The sequence below is a fragment of the Mycobacterium sp. M26 genome, from assembly GCF_001494595.1.
Classification (GTDB): domain Bacteria; phylum Actinomycetota; class Actinomycetes; order Mycobacteriales; family Mycobacteriaceae; genus Mycobacterium.
Window position 1 is genome coordinate 3,552,580 of sequence record NZ_LN929908.1, and the last position, 18,848, is coordinate 3,571,427.

19 protein-coding genes and 1 tRNA gene are annotated in these 18,848 nt (G+C 66.9%); 15 read left to right on the forward strand and 5 right to left on the reverse strand.

The annotated features are described in order from the left end of the window. Positions 1-18: 18 nt before the first annotated feature. Genes BN3385_RS26315 through BN3385_RS26325 form a run of 3 tightly spaced genes read left to right on the forward strand, consistent with a single transcriptional unit; the run spans position 19 to position 3,939 of the window. Positions 19-1,884 (forward strand): class I adenylate-forming enzyme family protein, encoded by a 1,866-nt coding sequence (locus BN3385_RS26315; RefSeq protein ID WP_082690657.1) that lies wholly within the window; start codon positions 19-21, stop codon positions 1,882-1,884. Beyond that, positions 1,881-2,657 carry a class II aldolase/adducin family protein gene (locus BN3385_RS26320; RefSeq protein WP_059021401.1) on the forward strand — a complete coding sequence of 259 codons (777 nt, stop codon included), beginning with the start codon at positions 1,881-1,883 and terminating at the stop codon, positions 2,655-2,657. The genes BN3385_RS26315 and BN3385_RS26320 overlap by 4 nt, the downstream gene beginning before the upstream one ends. A gap of 13 nt (positions 2,658-2,670) precedes the next feature. Further along, positions 2,671-3,939, forward strand: coding sequence for an amidohydrolase family protein (locus tag BN3385_RS26325; RefSeq protein ID WP_059021403.1), 1,269 nt, complete (start codon positions 2,671-2,673; stop codon positions 3,937-3,939). On the opposite strand, the gene BN3385_RS26330 is transcribed toward BN3385_RS26325, so the two are convergent. Next, entirely contained in the window at positions 3,933-4,877 is a 945-nt protein-coding gene (locus BN3385_RS26330; RefSeq protein WP_231748821.1) for a D-2-hydroxyacid dehydrogenase family protein, read from the reverse strand. The two genes, BN3385_RS26325 and BN3385_RS26330, sit on opposite strands and share 7 nt — an antisense overlap. Before the next feature lie 56 nt (positions 4,878-4,933). On the opposite strand from BN3385_RS26330, the gene BN3385_RS26335 reads away from it, so the two are divergent. Continuing rightward, the gene (locus BN3385_RS26335) at positions 4,934-5,353 is read left to right on the forward strand and encodes a nitroreductase family deazaflavin-dependent oxidoreductase (protein ID WP_059021405.1); all 420 of its coding nucleotides are present in this window, start codon (positions 4,934-4,936) and stop codon (positions 5,351-5,353) included. A 7-nt stretch (positions 5,354-5,360) separates the two neighbouring features. On the opposite strand, the gene BN3385_RS26340 is transcribed toward BN3385_RS26335, so the two are convergent. Next, positions 5,361-5,723 carry a YidH family protein gene (locus BN3385_RS26340; protein WP_059021407.1) on the reverse strand — a complete coding sequence of 121 codons (363 nt, stop codon included), beginning with the start codon at positions 5,721-5,723 and terminating at the stop codon, positions 5,361-5,363. A 267-nt stretch (positions 5,724-5,990) separates the two neighbouring features. On the opposite strand from BN3385_RS26340, the gene BN3385_RS29270 reads away from it, so the two are divergent. Next, positions 5,991-7,439: a hypothetical protein gene (locus BN3385_RS29270; RefSeq protein ID WP_197415277.1), complete on the forward strand. Its 1,449-nt coding sequence runs from the start codon at positions 5,991-5,993 to the stop codon at positions 7,437-7,439. Positions 7,440-7,444: 5 nt separating this feature from the next. On the opposite strand, the gene BN3385_RS26350 is transcribed toward BN3385_RS29270, so the two are convergent. Continuing rightward, positions 7,445-8,290, reverse strand: a complete 846-nt coding sequence (locus tag BN3385_RS26350) for an alpha/beta fold hydrolase (protein ID WP_082690658.1) — start codon at positions 8,288-8,290, stop codon at positions 7,445-7,447. Positions 8,291-8,757: 467 nt separating this feature from the next. Here BN3385_RS26350 and BN3385_RS26355 point away from each other — a divergent pair, with 467 nt between their 5' ends. The 10 genes from BN3385_RS26355 to BN3385_RS26400 all read left to right on the forward strand — a co-directional run bounded on the left by BN3385_RS26355 (position 8,758) and on the right by BN3385_RS26400 (position 18,211). After that, positions 8,758-9,552, forward strand: coding sequence for an MlaE family ABC transporter permease (locus tag BN3385_RS26355; protein WP_156432973.1), 795 nt, complete (start codon positions 8,758-8,760; stop codon positions 9,550-9,552). Continuing rightward, positions 9,552-10,412 (forward strand): MlaE family ABC transporter permease, encoded by an 861-nt coding sequence (locus BN3385_RS26360; protein ID WP_059021413.1) that lies wholly within the window; start codon positions 9,552-9,554, stop codon positions 10,410-10,412. Before BN3385_RS26355 ends, BN3385_RS26360 begins: the two co-directional genes overlap by 1 nt. 68 nt (positions 10,413-10,480) lie before the next feature. After that, positions 10,481-11,464, forward strand: coding sequence for an MlaD family protein (locus tag BN3385_RS26365; RefSeq protein WP_059022439.1), 984 nt, complete (start codon positions 10,481-10,483; stop codon positions 11,462-11,464). Then, positions 11,461-12,474 carry an MlaD family protein gene (locus tag BN3385_RS26370; RefSeq protein WP_059021415.1) on the forward strand — a complete coding sequence of 338 codons (1,014 nt, stop codon included), beginning with the start codon at positions 11,461-11,463 and terminating at the stop codon, positions 12,472-12,474. Before BN3385_RS26365 ends, BN3385_RS26370 begins: the two co-directional genes overlap by 4 nt. Further along, a complete protein-coding gene (locus BN3385_RS26375; protein ID WP_082690660.1) occupies positions 12,471-13,529 on the forward strand; it encodes an MlaD family protein in 1,059 nt (352 codons plus the stop codon). Before BN3385_RS26370 ends, BN3385_RS26375 begins: the two co-directional genes overlap by 4 nt. Before the next feature lies 1 nt (position 13,530). Beyond that, positions 13,531-14,700: an MlaD family protein gene (locus BN3385_RS26380; RefSeq protein ID WP_059021417.1), complete on the forward strand. Its 1,170-nt coding sequence runs from the start codon at positions 13,531-13,533 to the stop codon at positions 14,698-14,700. Between the two features lie 8 nt (positions 14,701-14,708). Further along, positions 14,709-15,740: an MlaD family protein gene (locus BN3385_RS26385; RefSeq protein ID WP_197415278.1), complete on the forward strand. Its 1,032-nt coding sequence runs from the start codon at positions 14,709-14,711 to the stop codon at positions 15,738-15,740. Beyond that, a complete protein-coding gene (locus BN3385_RS26390) occupies positions 15,737-16,708 on the forward strand; it encodes an MlaD family protein (RefSeq protein WP_059021421.1) in 972 nt (323 codons plus the stop codon). The genes BN3385_RS26385 and BN3385_RS26390 overlap by 4 nt, the downstream gene beginning before the upstream one ends. A 28-nt stretch (positions 16,709-16,736) precedes the next feature. Then, complete coding sequence (locus tag BN3385_RS26395; RefSeq protein WP_059021422.1) at positions 16,737-17,438, forward strand: hypothetical protein; 702 nt, start codon at positions 16,737-16,739, stop codon at positions 17,436-17,438. Positions 17,439-17,443: 5 nt separating this feature from the next. After that, on the forward strand, positions 17,444-18,211 hold the full coding sequence (locus BN3385_RS26400; protein ID WP_059021424.1) for a hypothetical protein: 768 nt from the start codon (positions 17,444-17,446) through the stop codon (positions 18,209-18,211). A gap of 1 nt (position 18,212) precedes the next feature. Here the strand turns inward: BN3385_RS26400 and BN3385_RS26405 are convergent, their stop codons facing one another. Both BN3385_RS26405 and BN3385_RS26410 read right to left on the reverse strand, forming a co-directional pair. After that, positions 18,213-18,545, reverse strand: coding sequence for a hypothetical protein (locus BN3385_RS26405; protein ID WP_231748823.1), 333 nt, complete (start codon positions 18,543-18,545; stop codon positions 18,213-18,215). A gap of 213 nt (positions 18,546-18,758) precedes the next feature. Further along, positions 18,759-18,831: transfer RNA gene (locus BN3385_RS26410), tRNA-Ala, on the reverse strand. Positions 18,832-18,848: the final 17 nt, after the last annotated feature.

Genomic DNA, 18,848 nt, shown 5'->3' on the forward strand with positions numbered 1-18,848 from the left:
CTTTCCTATGATGCGACGATGGCCGTCGACGCTGCCGCCACGACGAGCGCCGAAGCCGCGCAGTATCGCGCCGCGGGCTGGTGGACCGACGCCACCCTGTCGGACTTCGTCGCCGGCCACGCCGCCTCGGTACCCGACAAACCCGCCTACATCGACTTCGAGGCGGCCAGGTCCGGGCAGGTCCTGACCTGGTCGCAGTTCGACACCGCCGCCACCAACCTGGCCGCTCAACTCCAGGCACTCGGCGTCGCCCGGGGTGATCGGGTGGCGGTGTGGCACGGCGACACCTCGTCCATCCACGTGCTGCTGGTGGCCATCGAACGCTGCGGGGCCGTCACCGTCGGCCTGGGCGCCCGGGCCGGGGTCCGCGAAGCCGCCCACATCCTGCGCAGCAGCGCACCGACAGTTCTGGTCAGCGACGCCACCCGCCGCGAGCAGGCTGCGACCGCCGCGGCCGAGACGTCGGTGCAGGCGGTGGGTCTCGACGCCACCGGCGACCTGCGGATCGACACCGTGCCCGGCCCCGGGGTGACGCTGTCCCCGGTCGGACCCGACGAGCCGTTCCTGATCAACTCCACCTCGGGCACCACCGGCCTGCCCAAGTGTGTGGGGCACACCCAGAACCGCTGGCACTACCGCGAAGCCGCCCACATCCTGCGCAGCAGCGCACCGACAGTTCTGGTCAGCGACGCCCCCCGCCGCGAGCAGGCTGCGACCGCCGCGGCCGAGACGTCGGTGCAGGCGGTGGTTCTCGACGCCACCGGCGACCTGCGGATCGACACCGTGCCCGGCCCCGGGGTGACGCTGTCCCCGGTCGGACCCGACGAGCCGTTCCTGATCAACTCCACCTCGGGCACCACCGGTCTGCCCAAGTGTGTGGTGCACACCCAGAACCGCTGGCACTACTTCCACCTGAAGGCCGTCGCGAACGGCGAACTCACCGCCGAGGACGTGTTCCTGCCGATCATCCCCACCCCGTTCGGTTTCGGGCTGTGGACCTCACACACCACACCCATCCATCTGGGCACCACGACGGTGCGCATCGAACGCTTCGACGCCGCAGCCACCTGCGCGGCCATCGAACGGCACCGCGCCAGCGTGCTGTGCTGTGTCAGCACCCAGCTGATGATGATCCTGGCCAGCGACGCCTCCCGCGAGCACGACCTGAGCAGCTTGCGGGTGGTGTTCACCGGTGGCGAGCCGCTGCCCTACACCCAGGCCGCCCAGTTCGAAGACCTCACCGGGGTGACGATCCTGCAGTTCTACGGGTCCAACGAGACCGGTGTGCTCAGCGCGACGACCACCAAGGACTCGCTGCATCACCGGCTGCGCACCGCCGGGCGCATCGTCCCGGAGATGCAGGTACGGCTGTTCGACGGCGACACCGACGTGACGGAATCCGGCCGCGGACAACCGGTTTGCCGCGGACCGGCACTCAGCATGGGATACCTGGGCGGTGTCGACCACGACAAGCTGTACACCCCGGACGGCTGGATGCGGATGGGCGATATCTGCGAGCTGGACGCCGACGGTTATCTGCGGCTGACCGGACGGACTTCGGATTTCATCCTGCGCGGCGGCAAGAACATCAGCGCCGTCGAGGTGGAGGAGGTGGTGGCCACCCACCCCGCGGTGGCGGTGGCCGCCGCGGTGGCCATGCCCGATCCCCTCTTCGGCGAGCGGGTGTGCGTGTACGCCGAACTCAAGGACGGCTACACGCTTGATCTGCCGGACCTCGTCGAGCACCTGCTGGCCCAGGGCATGTCCAAGGAACTGCTGCCGGAGCGGCTGGAGATCCTCGACGAGCTGCCACGGTCCTCCGGCGGCAAGATCGCCAAAGGCCAACTTCGCGAGCTCATCCGATCGACACTGGAGACATCATGAGTACCGAAGGAGAAGTGCGACAGGGTGGATTGGGAGTGTGGGCGCCGTCGAAGGTTCCCCGGATCGGTGTCGACCTGACCGATGAGCAGAAGATGGCGATCGCCTTCCGCCACCTCGCCGACACCGGGTTCGCCGAGAACATGGCCGGCCACATCACCTGGCAGCCCGAGGGGCACAGCGACATGTATGTCAACCCCTGGGGGCTGTGGTGGGCCGAACTCACCGCCTCCGACATCTGCGAGGTCGACGAGGACGCCCACGTGGTACGCGGCCGCTGGGATGTGACCCCGGCGATCCACATCCACACCGAGATCCACCGGCATCGGCCCGACGCGCGGGTGGTGATCCACAATCACCCCTACTACGTCAGCCTGATCGCCGCCCTCGGCGTGCTGCCCGAACTGGTTCACCAAACCGGCGCACTGTTCCTCGACGACATGTATCTGGTCGACAAGTACGACGGTGAGATCGACACCCCTTGGCGCGCAGCAGAATTGGCCCAGCAGATCGGTTCGGCGAATCTGGTGATCCTGGCCAACCACGGCGTGATCGCGACCGGCCACGACCTGGCGGCCGCGGTCTACCGCGCGGTGTCCATCGACCGGGTGTGCCGGCTGGCCTACGACGTGATGCTCACCGGGCGCACGCCCTCGCAGATGAACCGCGGCGACATGGTGGGCATGCAGGCCTCGCTGATCGAGCGGGCGGCCGACGTGTACTGGGCGGGCGCGGCCCGGATGACCATCAAGGCCGACCCCACCGTCCTCGACTGAAGGAGCGTGACCCATGGCGTCCATCGACGAGTTGCAGACGAACCTGAACTTCACCACCGCCAAGACCGGCGCCGACCGGACGGTGACCTTCCTTCCCGACCCGCCGCGCGCCACGCGGCACTACACCGTCATCTCCGTCGACGACCACATCGTCGAACCCCCGGACACCTTCGAGGGGCGGGTGCCGGCCAAGTTCGCCGACCGGGCGCCGCGGGTCGTCGACACCGACGACGGTGGCCAGACCTGGATGTATGACGGGCAGTCGCTGCCGAACGTCGGCTTCAACGCGGTGGTGGGCCGGCCGGTGTCGGAGTACGGCTTCGAACCGGCCCGGTTCGACGAGATGCGCCGCGGCGCCTGGGATATCCACGCCCGGGTGGCCGATATGGACCTCAACGGGGTGTATGCCTCGCTGAACTTTCCCTCGTTCCTTCCGGGATTCGCCGGCCAGCGGCTGCAGCAGGTGACCAAGGACCGTGACCTGGCGATGGCCTCGGTGCGGGCTTGGAATGACTGGCACATCGAGGCCTGGGCGGGTGCCTACCCGGACCGGATCATCCCCTGCCAGCTGCCGTGGCTGCTGGATCCTGACGTGGGCGCGAAGATGATCTACGAGAACGCCGAGCGCGGGTTCCACGCGGTGACGTTCAGCGAGAACCCCGCACTGCTGGGCCTGCCGACGATTCACTCCGGCTATTGGGAGCCGCTACTGGCCGCTTGTGCCGACACCGGGACCGTGGTGAATCTGCACATCGGGTCGTCGGGAACCTCGCCGTCGACCACCGATGACGCGCCACCGGACGTCGCCGGTGTCCTGTTCTTCGCCTACGCCATCACCGCAGCGGTGGACTGGCTGTACTCCGGGGTGTGCACCCGCCACCCGGAGCTGAAGATCTGCCTGTCCGAAGGCGGAATCGGTTGGGTGGCAGGACTTCTCGATCGGCTTGACCACATGCTGAGCTATCACGAGATGTACGGCACCTGGAAGGCGCTCGGTGAGACCCTGACGCCGGCGGAGGTGTTCAGCCGCAACTTCTGGTTCTGCGCTGTCGAGGACCAGTCCTCGTTCATCCAGTACGAGCGGATCGGTGCCGACAACATCCTGCTCGAGGCCGACTACCCGCACTGCGACTCCACCTGGCCACACACCCAGGAGACCATCCGCGAGCAGATCCACGGCCTGCCCGCCGAGATCATCCGGAAAGTGACCTGGGAGAACGCCTCCCGGCTCTACCAGCATCCGGTGCCGGTGGCCGTGCAGCAGGATCCGGACGCCTACTGACCCTCGAGCCAACCCGAGATCGCCGCGACCGCATCCCGGAAGAAGATCCGGTAGGGACGGTCGGCGACGTAGCCGATATGCGGGGTGGCCAGCACGTTGTCGAGTGTGCGCAGCGGGTGGCCGACCGGTAGCGGCTCGGTATCGAAGACGTCGAGGGCTGCACCGGCGATAGCCCGACGTTGCAGCGCCTCCATCAGTGCCGCCTCGTCGACAATCGGACCACGAGAGGTGTTCACCAGGAACGCCGTTGGCTTCATCATGCCGAGTTCGGCCGCACCGACCAGTCCGGTGGACCGTTCACTGAGCTTCATGTGGATGGTCAGGACATCAGCGGTGGCGAACAGTTCGTTTTTGGTGACGAGGGTGGCACCGGCTTCGGCGGCCGCATCAGGGGTGAGGTTCTGGCTCCATGCGATGACCTTCATGCCGAAGGCTTCACCGATGCGGGCGACGCGGGCGCCGATACGCCCGAGCCCGAGCACACCCAGCGTGCGGCCCGACAGCTCACGCCCCACCGACGTCTGCCAGCCGCCGGCGCGCACCGAGGCGCTCTCGCCCACCAGGTTGCGCGCGGCGGCCAGGATGAGCGCCCACGTCAACTCCACCGTGGAGGCCACCGTGCCGCCGGTGGTGCCGACCACAATGCCCCGTTCCTGCGCAGCGGCCATGTCGATCGAGGCGTTGAAGGGACCGGTGGAGGCGATCATCTTCAGCCGGGGAAGACGTTCGATGATGCTGCGCGGCAACGGTGTTCGTTCCCTCATCACCATCACCACATCGAAGCCGGCCAGCCGCTCGACCAGTTCGTCGGGATCCCAGAGGTGATCGGTGAAGACGGTCAGGTCGGCACGTTCGGTCACCGGCGTCCAGTCCGCCATCTGCAGCGCGACGTTCTGATAGTCGTCGAGGACGGCGACCTGCATGCGGGCGACTGTCATGACGGCAGGTTAGCCCTACCGGGAATAGCCGCACCGCCGGTAGTGTTGAGCGGGCCATGACTGACGCAGAACTGAGCCCCACCGACTGGGTACGCGAGCAGACCGAGCAGATCCTCAAGCAGGGCACCACCGACGGCGTGGATATCATGGGCCGCCCGGTCGTGCTGTTCACCACCACCGGGGCGAAGTCCGGCAAGAAGCGTTATGTGCCGCTGATGCGCGTCGAGGAGAACGGCCGCTACGCCATGGTGGCGTCCAAGGGCGGCGACCCGGCGCACCCCTCGTGGTACTTCAACGTTAAGGCCCACCCGACCGTGACCGCCCAGGACGGCGACAAGGTGTTCACCCTGACCGCCCGGGAAATCTCCGGCGAGGAGCGCGAGCACTGGTGGAAGCTGGCCGTCGAGGCCTACCCGCCCTACGCCGAGTACCAGACCAAGACCGACCGGCTGATCCCGGTTTTCGTGCTGGAGTAGTTCCGGCTCACATTCGCAACGCCACGCCGAGCAGGGCGACCACGCCCAGCCCGGCGATCATGGCGGCCACGATCGAGGCGATCGAGTACCGCATCGGGCCGAATTCGGCCTTCAGTGCCCGCAACTCCTGACGGTGCTGAATCCAGCCGAGGATGAGTGCCGCCAGCCCGACCACGATCATCGCGAAGCCGAAGATCTGCGGGCTGACATAGGGGTCGCGCAGCCGATCGTTTTCCGACAGGTACCGGAAGATCTGGTAGATCGTGAAGCCGAACGCGATCAGCGAGGTGCTGGTACGCGTCCACGCCATCAAGGTCCGCTCCAATGCCAGCCGGTTGCGTTCGGCCGCGAGCCGCGTATTGGCGTCCACCCCAGAAGTACACACCACGGTGCGAACTTTTCGCCTAACGCCCGTTACCGCAATGGGCTCACCACGGCTGATGAATTAGCCACAGCTGCACCATGCTTCGCATTTTGACCAATACGTCGCGCAGGATCCGTTTTTTCGCAGGTCATTGCCGCTGAAATAATTTGCTGAAATGCTAGGCATTCGGCTCGTCGCAACATACTGTAACGACGTCGGAAACCATGGGGGGCGCCCGACTTCGGGCCGGATGTTGCGCGAGAGGAGACGGGCGTGTCCTCCGGGAGATTGCGCGCACTGCCCCGTGTCGTCGTCATGACCGGAATCTCCGGAGCCGCCGTCATCGGCGGCAGCGTGTTCATGGCCGCCACTGCCACCGCCGCGCCTCCGGATTCCGGCTGCGTCGTGACCGCGTCCGGCCAGTGCACCAGCGGCCACTCGGCCCGGACCCCCGCCCCTGCCGCGACCACCACCGTGTCAGCGAACAGGGCCCAGGCCGCCTTGACCATCACGAGTAACGGCCCCTTCCTTGGTTTGATCGGCGACGGCTTGGATGCGGCCTCCAACTGCGTCGGCTCGGCGTGCAACGGCGGCCGTGGCGGTCTGCTCTGGGGCAACGGCGGCGACGGCGCCAACGGCGGCACCGGTGGCGACGCGGGGTTGTTCGGCAACGGCGGCAATGGCGGCAACGCCACCACCCTGGGTCAGGCCGGCGGCCGCGGCGGCAACGGCGGACTGTTCTGGGGTAATGGTGGCGACGGCGGCAACGGCGCTGACGGCATCCCCGGATCCGCAGGCGTGAACACGGCAACGGTCAACGGTAGCTTTGCCAACGCGGGTAGCTGGGGCTACAGCGCGAGCGGTTACGACGATCAGGTGGGGGGCGACGGCGGAACCGGCGCCCCCGGCGGCCAGTACAACTTCTTGTTCGTCACCCCGATCGGTGGCGCCGGTGGTCCCGGCGGATGGGCATTCAGCTTCTACGGCAACGCCACCGGTGGTAACGGCGGCACCGGCGGTGCGGGCGCATTCGGCGGGCCGGGCGGTCAGGGCGGCACCGGCGGCGTGGCCAGTGTCGGCTCGACCGGGATATCGATCAGTGGCAACGGTGGCACCGGCGGCGTCGGCGGCACGGGCGCATCCGGCGGCCAGGGCGGCACCGGCGGCGTCACCTGGGGAGCGCTCGGTATCGCGGGCGACGGCGGCACCGGCGGCACCGGTGGCGTCGGCGCCACCGGCGGGACCGGCGGCGACGGCGGAGCCGGTGGTAACGGCGGCCGCGGTGGTCTGTTCGGCGGCGACGGCGGCAACGGCGGCCAGGGTGGCAATGGCGCCAACGGCGGGACCGGTGCCACCGGCGGCCAGGGCGGCACCGGCGGCACCGGGGGCACAAGCATGTATGCAACCGGAACTGCCGGTGATGGCGGCACCGGCGGCACCGGCGGTGGAGGTGGAGCCGGCGGCGACGGCGGCAACGGCGGTAAGGGCGGCACCGGCGGGCGCACCTTCCTGTCCGGGACCCCCGGCACCAGCGGGGGATCCGGCGTGGCAGGTACCGGCGGCTCAGGCGGTCAGGGCGGCACCGGCGGAACCGGCGGCACCAGCGGAACCGGGACCGCAGGCACGTCCGGCCAGTCCGGGTCCAGCGGTCACGCCGCCAGCGGACGCCAAGGCGGCGCGGGCGGAACCGGGGGCACCGGCGGGACCGGCGGAACGGCCTGACCCAGTCAGATAGCTGCCTCGCCGGCGGCGAGCAGTCGGCGGGCGAAATCGGCCGGATCGGCGAACGGCGACATGTGCGCCCAGCCATCGATCACGTGTAGCGACGCGCCCGGCAGGTCGGCGGCCAACGTGGCCATCACCTCCGGCGTGCACCCGAGGTCCAGTCGCCCGCACAGCAGGACCGCGGGCACGTCGATAGCGCCCACCTCAACGCGACGGTCATAGCTCGCCAGCGCCTGCAGCATGGTCGCGTAGGACCGCGGTGGCACGGCGGCAAGGCGATCCCGTGCGTAGCGCACCACCGGACCGGCCTCGGCGACCTCGTCAGCAGTGAACCACCGCCGGATCGCGGCCTCGACATCGACGGCACCACCGTCGCGCAGCGCACGGGCGGCCTCGTGAAACTCCGGCACCGGCACGTCGCGGGTGCACACCAGAATCAGTCGCGTGATGCGGTCGGGCGCCAGCAGAGCCATCTCCAGTGCCACCTGACCACCCAACGAATGCCCCACCACTACCAGCGGGCCGTCGGGTTCTTCGGCCAGCACGGCAGCGGCCAGATCGCGCTGCAGCGTCGCGGGCGGAAAGTCGCGGTTCAGGTCGGGAGCAACGGTGGCCATCGGAAGATGACGGCGCACCTCGTCCCACCCAGCGGGATCGAGCGGTGCCCCGTGCAAAAGCATCCATCGAGGTTCGGCTGCGGTCATATGTCCTCGCCGGCCATTGTCTCCCGGCGAGGCTTCGCTGGCAGCAGGCGGTGCCGACGATTTTTTGTCGTCACACGCGTCACAAACCGGGACCGGCGGTACCGAGTGGCCGCGGTTCACAGCCAACTTTGACCTAGTCCTCATGCTCGTGGCACCCAGCAGTACCCCCGCTTGACTCTTAATTGAGGCCTACGTCACACTCAATTGCTTCGATGAACAGATGCTTGCTGACACTGTTAGAACGCACATACCCAGAAGTACGGGTGACCCCGCGTCAATAAGCTCGCATCTTTGCCAGGGAGAAGGCGTGACCGCATTGAAGGAGGTGCCGGCCGTTGACCGCAGGTGTCGATGACGCGACAGCGGCTGAGACGGAAGGCACTGCACTCCCCTGCGTCGAACTAGTCGACGTTGATGTGGATGTAGACGTGGACGTCGATGTCGACGATGCCGTCGGCATCGACGACATCCCCACGCCCGATACCGACGACCACGCTGCCGACGACACCGTCGATCTCGCCACGCAGGGCTCGCAGGATCAGCCCGCCGCCGCACCGGCGGCCGCCGCCAGCCTGCTGAGCACGTTGCTGAACGGTCCGCTTGGCCGGCCGATGCGCTACGGCATCAACCAGTTCGACTCCTCCCTGAAGACACTCGGCCGGTTCTTCGAGCTCGGGGTGCTGGCGTTCGTGCACCTCGCCAAGGACCTGGTCCGGCTGCGGCATCCGTGGCGCGACACGATCAACCAGGCCTGGTTCATCATCAGCGTCACGGCCATCCCGGCCCTGCTGGTGTCCATCCCGTTCGGCGTCATCGTGGCCGTGCAGGTCGGCAACTTCATCTCCCAGGTGGGCGCCTCGTCGGTCTCCGGCGCGGCCGGTGGTCTAGGGGTGATCCGCCAGGGCGCGCCGATCGTCGCCGCACTGCTGCTGGGCGGGGCGGCCGGATCGGCGGTGGCCACCGACCTGGGCACCCGAACCATTCGCGAAGAAGTCGACGCCCTGCGCGTCATGGGTGTCGACCCGATCCAGCGGCTGGTCACCCCACGGCTGGCGGCGATCGTCTTCGTCGCCCCGGTGTTGTGCTCGTTCATCATCTTCATGGGCCTGGCCGCCGGCTACGCGATCAACGTCGGCTTCCAGTCCGGCACCCCGGGCAGCTACATCGCCTCGTTCGCGTCGTTCGCCAGCGTCACCGACGTCGTGGTGGCCGTCATCAAGACCTGGTTGTTCGGCATCGTCGTGATCCTCGTGGCCTGCCAGCGCGGCCTGGAGACCAAGGGCGGCGCGCGCGGGGTCGCCGACGCGGTCAACGCCTCGGTGGTCATCGGTGTGGTCGCCGTGTTCGGCCTCAACCTTCTGATCACCCAGGGTCTGTCGATGTCGATGCCGCTGAGAGTGGGCTGATGGCGACACCGTCGCGGTATGTCCCCAACGCGTTGCGCGCCCCGCTGTGGGTTGCCGGCCAGGGCGATTCGATCGTCCAGCGCCTCGGCCATCAGGTCACGTTCCTCGGCCAGGTGCTCGGCGCCATCCCCACGACCATCAAGCACTACCGGCATCAGACCGGGGTGCTGCTGGTCGACATCATGTGGGGCAACGGCTCACTGATCGTCGGCGGCGGCACGATCGGCGTGCTGGTGTTCATGGGCGCCGCGGTCGGCGGCTCGGTGGGCATCGAGGGCTACGGCGCCCTGGACATGGTGGGCATGGGTCCGCTCACCGGATTCGTCTCCGCCTACGCCAACACCCGCGAGATGGCCCCGATGATCGCCGGGATCGGATTCGCGGCGCAGGCCGGTTGCCGGATGACCGCCGAAATCGGTGCGATGCGCATCTCCGAGGAGATCGACGCGCTGGAGGCGCTGGGCATCCGGTCGATCCCGTTCGTCGTCACCACCCGCGTCATCGCCGGCATGCTGACCATCGTCCCGCTCTACGTGGTGACGCTGGCGCTGAGTTACCTGTCCTGTGTGGTGGTGGTCAACGTGCTGCACGGGCAGTCCTCGGGCACCTACTACCACTACTTCGACTCGTTCCTGCAGCCCTCCGACGTGGTGTTCTCGGTGCTCAAGGCCGCTATCTTCGTCACGCTGATCATCGCCATCCACTGCTATCACGGCTACTACGCCGAGGGCGGTCCGGAAGGCGTCGGCCGGGCCTCCGGCCGGGCCATCCGCGCCAGCATCGTCACCGTGGTGGCCGCCGACATGGTGCTCACCCTGCTGTTCTGGGGTAACAGCCCAGGGGTTCGGATTTCTGGATAGTCATGTCGTTGTCTGCTGACCAAGGCGCGCGTGCGCCGAGTTCGCGCAAGTTGCGCATCCGCGGGGTGATCGCCGCGGTGGTGCTCGGGATCGCCGGGATCGGGCTCTACCAGCTGGGCACCGGTGGCTACACCAAGACGTTCAATCTGACCGTGGTCGCCGACACCCTCGGTGAGGGTTTGACACCCGGCGCCGAAGTGAAGTTCCGCGGTCTGACCATCGGATCGGTCGGCACCCTGCAGACCACCGGTTACAACAAGCAGAAGATGACGCTGGAACTCGAGCCGGACCAGGCCACCGCGCTGGCGGCCGACACGACCGCGAAGTTCGTGTCGTCCAACACCTTCGGGCTCGCGGCGGTGGAACTGGTGAGCACCGGGCAGGGCGCGAGGCTGCGGCCGGACCAGACCCTGCTGATCAACTCCGATGTCCCGCCCACGTCCATCACCGGTCTGTTGCGCCAAGGCCAGCAACTGGGCCAGATCGTGGACTCCGCCGATGTCGAACACATCATCGCGGTGGTGAGCCGGCATTCCGACCTGACCGAGCCGGTGACGCGCTCGTTCTTCGACCTGGCCAAGATGCTGGCCGACTCGCAGAAGGTTCCGTTCTCGCAATCGCTTTCGGTGTTCGCCTCGGTGGCTAACGGAGCCAGCGACGCCATGCCGCTGATCAGCCTGGCCTACGACCTGCTCAACGGCATGTCGTTCCTGGCCCAGCCCGAAGGCGTGCAGCGGGTCAATGTGATCCTCGATCAGTCAGCCAAACTGCTCTACGACGCCGACGCCGTCTTCGCGCGCAACGTGTCGTGGATCGTCCCGTTCGTCGACGCGATGCGCAATGTGCTGCTGCCCACCGCTTACACCCTGGGTAGCCTGGGCCCCGCCTACGACCGGCTCTCGGGGCTGATCGACCGCACGAGTGCGGCGTTCCCGATGATCAACGGCAAAGTCCGGCTGCAGATCGAGGTCATCATGGACACCATGCCGGGCCTGCCGGCCGCGCTGGATCCCGGGGCCGCGCCGCCCGCACCGCAGGGGGCCGGCGGATGAGAAGTGTCACCAAAGCCGTGGTCTGGCTGACGATCTTCAGTGCCATCGCCGTGGTGTGCACGCTGATCGTGGTCACCGCGCTACGTTCGCCCGTCACCGGGACGGCCTCGCGCTACACCGCGGCGTTCACCGATGTCTCCGGCCTCTACGTCGGCGACGACGTCCGCATCTCCGGGGTGCAGGTGGGCAAGGTCGAGACCATCCGGCTCGACGGCCGGATCGCCAAGGTCGACTTCACCGCCCAGGACAACCAGCCGGTGTTCACCAACACCGTTGCCGCGGTGCGCTACCAGAGCCTGATCGGTCAGCGCTACGTCGAACTGATCCAGCCCGCCAAACCGGACAAGCGGATACCGGCCGGCGGCGACATCCCCCTCGGGCAGACCATCCCGTCCTTCGATGTGGCCAAGCTGTTCAACGGTTTCCGGCCGATCTTCCAGACCGTCGACCCGGCGCAATTCAACCTGCTGGGCGAGAACCTGCTGCGCCTGATCCAGGGCGACGAGAACGGTGTCGGGCCGTTCCTGCACGATCTCGACGTGATCTCCCGGTTGGCTACCGACCGCAAGGCCGTCATCACCGCGATCATCCACAACCTGAGTTCGATCTCCCAGGATCTCGGCGGCAAGTCCCAGCAGCTGTTCCAGTTGATCGCCACGCTGAATGACATTCTGACGCAGTTCGGTTCGAAGGCCGAAGAGTTCCGCAGCGCGTTGGACTCCGGGCTGCCGGTGCTGCGCAACACCACCCACATCCTGCAGTACATCGAGCGCACGTTCGACGGGCAGACGGTGCCGATGTACGACCTGACCGCCCGGATGTGGCCGCAGACCCCGACGATCATCGCGGGCCTGTCACTGGTGCCCTCGCTGATCCAGGGGGTGCGTGACACGCTGATCGACGACCAGCCCGCGACGCCGACGTTCACCTGCTCCAACGGCGAAGTCACCCTGCCGGGTATCGGCCAGGTGTCCTTCGCCGAACAGAACCTGGTGGTGTGCAAGCCATGACGCTGCGCAACCGGCTCAGTGCCGTCGGCAAGAAACTCGAACTCGAGACGTGGCTGGGTCCGCGGGCCGGGCTTCTCGACGAGCGCGCGGCAGCCACCCGCAGCCGTCGCCAGGGCATCCTCGGGGTGATCCTCATCGTGGCGGCACTGGCGGCCACCGCCGCGGCCTACCTCAACCCGACCAACCAGAGCAGCTATACCGCGCACCTGACGAACTCGGCCGGCGTGCGCGCCGGCGACCAGGTTCGCATCGCCGGGATCACGGTCGGCAAGGTCACCGGGGTGCGGTTGGCCGGTGCGGTGGTGGAGATGACGTTCGACGTCGACAAAACGGTGAGCGTCGGGTCGGACTCCACGCTGGACGTCAAGTTGCTGACCCCGCTCGGCGGCCACTATGTGGCGCTGGATCCCAAGGGCGGTCGGCCGTTGGGGCGTGCGGTGATTCCCCCGCAACGGGTTACGCTGCCGTTCGAGGTCAATGACATCATCCAGGCGGCGACCCCAGTCATCAAAGAAGTCGACGGCAATGTCATCCACGACACCTTCGCTGAAGTGGCCAACGCCGCCAACAAGTATCCCGACGCGATCCGCAACCTGCTGCAGTCGGCCAACGAGCTGACCACCACGCTGAGCGATTCCACCGATGACTTCCACCGCAGCCTGGACTTCGCCAACGACAGTCTGCGGGCGATGGCCGCGGGCCGAAATCAGCTCATCACGTTCTTCCAGCAGTTCGACATCCTGGGCAAGATGTACACCTCGAAGGCTGTCGACATCGTCGAATTCTTCGGGCTCATCAACGAATTGGCACGCATCATGGACCGCATCACCACGGCGTATGCGCGTGAGCTCGAGCCGGTGGTCAACGGGATCGACGACATCATCGACCACCTGCACGCCCACCCCGACCAACTGGGCAAGGCCGGTGACGCGATGGGTCAGCTGCTGCGCATCGTGATGCCGATGCTCAGCGGCAACGGCGTGAAGATCGACGAGGGCAACTATCTGGTCCCCGGCCAGGACCTGTGCCTGCCGAGCATCATGAGGGACTGCTGAGATGACAGTGCTCTCGAAGCTGCGCTCGCGACTGCGCTCACCGTTGGGGGCGGCGGTGGCGCTGGGTGTCGTCGCGGTGGTGACGGTGGCGGCCGTCACGGGGGCGAAAATGGTGCTGCCGCAGGTGAACAACACCAAGGCCATGTGCGCCGAGCTCACCGACGCGGTCGGCTTGTACACCGGAAACAAGGTGGCCCTGCTGGGCATCGACGTGGGCTCGACGACGGCGATTGTGAACAAGCCCGACCATGTCCAGGTCGACTTCACCGTGCCCGCCGATCTGGACCTGCCCGCCGACGTCGGCGTGGTCACCTACTCGCAATCGATCGTCACCGACCGCCATATCGAGCTGACCAAGGCCTACACCGGTGGCCCGAAGTTCACCGGCCCGGGCTGCATCAAGCTGGCCAACACCCGGACCCCGATCAGCGTCAGCGAAACCTTTACCGCGGTCAGCAATCTCGCCGACACCGTGCTGGGCCCGCACCCGGGCAAGGACGCATCCCAGGCTCCCGGTGTGCAGGCCATCAACGACAGCCTGCGGGCGGCCAGCCGCTCGCTGGAGGGATCCGGTGAGGCCCTCAACCAGACGTTGCGCAATCTGGTGACGATGCTGGCCGACCCGTACAAGGCGGACTCGACCTACCGCGGTCTGTTCGAGAACGCCGAGATCCTGACCTCGGACTTCCTGAAGAACTGGGACAGCTTCGCCTCGGTGATCCAGACCCTGCCCACCACTGTGGTCTTGATCGAGTCGCTGTCCGACAACCTGTCTGAGGCGTTGGCCCGCGTCTCGCATCTGCTGCCGATCCTCGTCGAGGCCAGCACCCGGCTGGCGCCGCGGATCTACCACAACATCAGCGACAAGCTGATTCCCTGGATCCGTGACGTGCTCAACCGTCATACCCCGGCGATCCTGGCGATGATCAATTCCTGGCCGCAGTTCAGCAATTGGATGTCCGACATCTACGAGTCGTCCTGGGGCACCCACAACGTCACCTACATCCCGCCGCAGGTGGCGATCGCCCCCACCCAGGCCGGTGCCATCTGTCAGGTGCTGCAGCAGCGCCACACCCCCGGTGCGGCGGCGGCATGCGCGTCGGGAAGTTCCTCGGACCCGGTGACTCTCGGGCTCACCGACCTGATCCTCGGGGCGGCGCTGGGCGGATGAAGCGTTGGATGCGGAGCGGTTTCGCGGTGTTGGCGGCGTTGGCCCTCACCCTGGCCTCGGCGTGCTCGCTGGATCCCACCCGACTACCGGTTCCGGGCGCCTACTCCCCCGCCGACCCGTACCGGCTGAAGATCGAATTCTCCAGTGCGCTGAACCTTCCCGCGCGAGCCAAGGTGGATACCGGCGGCATTCAGGTCGGCGTCCTGGATCACGTTGCCCTGGACGGTTCGACGGCGGTCGCCTATGTGGACATCGCCGGGGACACGAAACTCGCCGACAACACCCGGGCCGAACTACGCCAGGCCACCCCGCTCGGTGACATCTACATCGCGCTGCTGCCGCCGGCGAAGCCGTCGACCGCGCAACTGGGCAACGGCGACACCATTCCGCTGAGCCAGACCGCGCCAGCCACCAACGTCGAGGATGTGCTGCGGTCGGTGTCGAACCTGATGGCCGGGGGTGCGATCGGCACCTTGCAGGACGCCGTCATCGACGCCAACAAAGCCTTCCCCAAAGACCCCAACGAGCTGACCCACATCCAGACCACGATCGGCGGGATCCTCAACGACCTGGCGTCCAATCAGGAGACGATGAGCGGAATCCTGTTGAGCCTGGAGAACATCAGCGCCAGCCTGGCCGCCAATACCGCGGTGTTCAACCGCCTGGTGACCGAGGGACCGGCGAAGGCGGCCGGCCTGTCGGCGGTCACGCTGGGCATCCTCAAACTGGTGGCCGACTCCAAGGATCTCGGCAAGCTCGGCGGCGAGGTCATTAACCCGGTGACCGGGGACATCATGCAGATGCTGTCCAACATGACGCCATTGATCGGGTCGATGGCGACCGTCGACACCACGATCCCGGTGATCGCCGACAAGCTCAATGCGATGGTGCGCGACAAGCTGATTCCGTTCTTCGGTAAGGGCGGACCGCGCTACACCATCACCGAACTGCGGCCGCCGAGCGACAACGAGGGCGTCGATCCCGCGGACAAGGCGGACCAGGCGGTCTCGGCGATGCGGACGATGGGACTGCTGCCGTGAAGTTCAACGCGCGTACCACCATGATCATCCTGGCGGTGATGACGCTGCTCGGTGCGCTGTACATGTCGATCGGTGTGCTCGATGTCAACCCGGCCAAGAAGGTCACCCGACTGACGTTGATGCTCAACACTTCCGGCGGCCTGCTGCCGACGTCCGATGTGACGATGCGCGGCATCAAGATCGGCAAGGTGACCGGAATCCGCACCACGGCCACCGGCCTGGCGGTGTCGATGGACATCGATCAGGCTAACCAGGTACCCGCCAGCAGTGCGATCGCGGTGGAGAACCTGTCGGCGGCCGGTGAGCAGTACGTGGACTTCAAGCCGAAGATCATTGCGCCGCCGTTCTTCACCGACGGCGCGGTGATCTCACCGGACCGGGTGGCACCGATGGTCACCGGCAGTGAACTACTCACCAAAGCCAACGCGCTGATCTCGGCGTTGAACCCCGAAGACCTGCGCACCATCGTCACCAATGTCTCGGGAGCGCTGGAGGGCAACGACGGCACCCTCGACTCACTGGCCACCACAGCCGGTTTGGCGGCCAAGGTGGTCCACGACGACAAGCAGATCCTGACCACCCTGTTCAGCAATATCTCGACGCTGACCACCAATCTGGGCGACCTTAATGCCGGCCAGGTGATCAGCGAGACCGGCAAGCTGCTGCCGAAGTCGGTGCCGGCGTTCCTGCGCCTGGTCAAGGAGTTCGAGAATCTGTCCTACAGCGGGTCGGGTCTGCTGGGACCCGACGACCCCGGTGGTGTGCTGATCGCCAAGATCAGCGAATACATGGACATGCTGGCCGAACCGCTGAGCACGTTCACCACCGTGCTGCAGCCGGCGGTGGCCCCGCTGCACGACATCAAGATCGACGCCGGACACTGGCTGGACTTCTGGGAGTCCACCTTCAACGATCAGGGCGCCCTGCGGATCCAACTCAACGTTCCCGAGTGGCACCAGGGACAGTGAACGGCGCACTAGCGTAGAAAGAACGACAATGACTACCTCACCGAGCGGTGACGACAAAGCCGAGGACAAGGCCGAAGACACCGCGGACGCCGACAAGCCCGAGACCGTGGAGACTGCGGAGCCGGAGAAGCCCGCGCAGGCCGCCACGAGCAGACAGCCCTGGAAGTGGGTGGCCGCCGTTCTGCTGATCGCCGCGATCGGCGGCGGGGCGTTCGGGTTCATCAAGTATCAGCAGGTGGCCCGGGAACTCACCCAGGCGCGGCAGGTCCAGGCCGATCGCGAAGCCGCGGCCAAGCTTGCCAAGGAGTACGCGCTGAAATCGCTGACGTACACCTTCGAAGACCCGGACGCCTTCTTCCGGTCGGTGGAAGACGGTGTGTCACAACCACTCAAGGACAAGTACGTCAACGCCACCGACCTGCTGAAGAGCATCATGCTGCAGGCGCAGGTGAGCTCCAGCGGCGAGGTGCTGGCCACCGATCCGGTGCTGCAACCCGACGGCACGTACCAGGTGGTGGTATCGGCGCATCAGACCACCCGCAATCTGCAGAACCCCACTCCGAAGGTGTCGATCATCCTGCTGCGCGTCACTGTCGCCAAGGCCGGTGACGGTTGGCAGGTCACCGACATCGGCCCGGAGACCGGAACTCAGCAGGCCACGGAGCAGCAGTTGCCGGGGGCTCCAGCCCCGCCGCCGCCCGCGCCCACCAAGCCGGCTCCGAAGGGCTGAGTGGTGTGAAGCGGCTTGCTCTGCCGCTGGCGGTGGCGCTGGTGTTCACGTCGGTTGCGTTGTCCCACAAGGCCACCGCCGATACCACGCTGCCGCCGTGCCCGCAGAGCGGGGCGGTGATCACCCCGAGCGGCCAGACGCCGAAAGTGGACTGCACCCTGCATTCCGGTGACCTCGATTTCGCGGTGAACTACTGGAGCGCGCCGGAGCTGCCCGAGCCGCGAGCGGTGAAGGTGACCGTCACCGACTCGGCCGGTGCGGTGGTGCAGACCATCAACGAACTGCTGGAGCCGTCGAGCCCAGGTGGTGTGGGCCTGGAGGACGTCGACGGTGATGGCCGCGAGGAACTGATCATTCCCATGGGGCAGAACATCTTCAACGGCAGCCCCAACACCCGGTTCTCGGTGTGGCGAGCACCCGGCGACCGGCGGCACTACGAGCGCACCCAGATGGTCGGCCAGGCCGTCTACCCCAGCGACGGGTACGCGGTGAGCAACGGCGGAGCGTTCACGGCCCGCGATCTCACCTTCTATCTGCCGACCGGTGCCGGTTACACGCTGGTGGTGGTGATCACCATCGAAGTCGAGCAGGTGGATCCCGACACCCATCAGGTGCTCACGGTGAACTGCCGGGCACACCAGGAAGACGGGCTGCACGCCATCGACATGGACGTCTACCAGGCCGAGGACTTCTTCTGCGCCTCCCCCGCCGCGATGGCGATTTGGCCTGGGGCACAGCGCTTGTCGCTGCGGCACCGGCCCGCGGGCCGCTGAGTCAGGGCGCGCAGTCAGCGCGGACCGCAACCAGATTCTGCCGGGCTTTGGCCAGATCACTGGCCATCTGTTCCGGGTTCGCCGGCCGGTAGGGGTCGGAGTTGTCGATCTGGGCGGCCACCATGTCGGAGCGGATTCGCAGGTCGATAGAGCTAGGCACCGTCAACCCATAGAGCGGCGACAGTGCGTTGCGGAGTTGGCCGGCGACATAGAACGGAGTCCCACCGGGCGACACCATGTTCAGCGCCGTCTCGATGCGGTTGGCTGCGGGCACCATGACGTCGCACTCCCAGGCCTCAACAGCCGTCGCGGGCGCGGCCGGAAGGAATAGCACAAGCGCGGCTGTCGTCAGGGGCACGCAGAGAAGTCGTCGGCGCATCGGCGCTAGCTTCCCATCCGGAGCATGTGCCTGTCCGCAAATATGGCCACTTCGGGTTTTCGCCTCAGCCGGGCGCAGCTGGGACACGCTGACCGAGATCGAGGCGACGCTGCGCGGCTGAAACAAGAAAACCCGCCTCGACGGTGTCGAAGCGGGTTCCCTCAAACGTGGAGCTAAGGGGATTCGAACCCCTGACCCCCACACTGCCAGTGTGGTGCGCTACCAACTGCGCCATAGCCCCGTCGTGCCCATCGAAGT

Coding starts and splice junctions, on each gene's coding strand:
- BN3385_RS26395 (WP_059021422.1), top strand. CDS start 16,737: ATGACTACCTCACCGAGCGGTGACGACAAAGCCGAGGACAAGGCCGAA.
- BN3385_RS26370 (WP_059021415.1), top strand. CDS start 11,461: ATGAGAAGTGTCACCAAAGCCGTGGTCTGGCTGACGATCTTCAGTGCC.
- BN3385_RS26350 (WP_082690658.1), bottom strand. CDS start 8,290: ATGAGGACTAGGTCAAAGTTGGCTGTGAACCGCGGCCACTCGGTACCG.
- BN3385_RS26315 (WP_082690657.1), top strand. CDS start 19: ATGGCCGTCGACGCTGCCGCCACGACGAGCGCCGAAGCCGCGCAGTAT.
- BN3385_RS26360 (WP_059021413.1), top strand. CDS start 9,552: ATGGCGACACCGTCGCGGTATGTCCCCAACGCGTTGCGCGCCCCGCTG.
- BN3385_RS26355 (WP_156432973.1), top strand. CDS start 8,758: ATGCGCTACGGCATCAACCAGTTCGACTCCTCCCTGAAGACACTCGGC.
- BN3385_RS26320 (WP_059021401.1), top strand. CDS start 1,881: ATGAGTACCGAAGGAGAAGTGCGACAGGGTGGATTGGGAGTGTGGGCG.
- BN3385_RS26375 (WP_082690660.1), top strand. CDS start 12,471: ATGACGCTGCGCAACCGGCTCAGTGCCGTCGGCAAGAAACTCGAACTC.
- BN3385_RS26385 (WP_197415278.1), top strand. CDS start 14,709: ATGCGGAGCGGTTTCGCGGTGTTGGCGGCGTTGGCCCTCACCCTGGCC.
- BN3385_RS26330 (WP_231748821.1), bottom strand. CDS start 4,877: ATGACAGTCGCCCGCATGCAGGTCGCCGTCCTCGACGACTATCAGAAC.
- BN3385_RS26335 (WP_059021405.1), top strand. CDS start 4,934: ATGACTGACGCAGAACTGAGCCCCACCGACTGGGTACGCGAGCAGACC.
- BN3385_RS26325 (WP_059021403.1), top strand. CDS start 2,671: ATGGCGTCCATCGACGAGTTGCAGACGAACCTGAACTTCACCACCGCC.
- BN3385_RS26380 (WP_059021417.1), top strand. CDS start 13,531: ATGACAGTGCTCTCGAAGCTGCGCTCGCGACTGCGCTCACCGTTGGGG.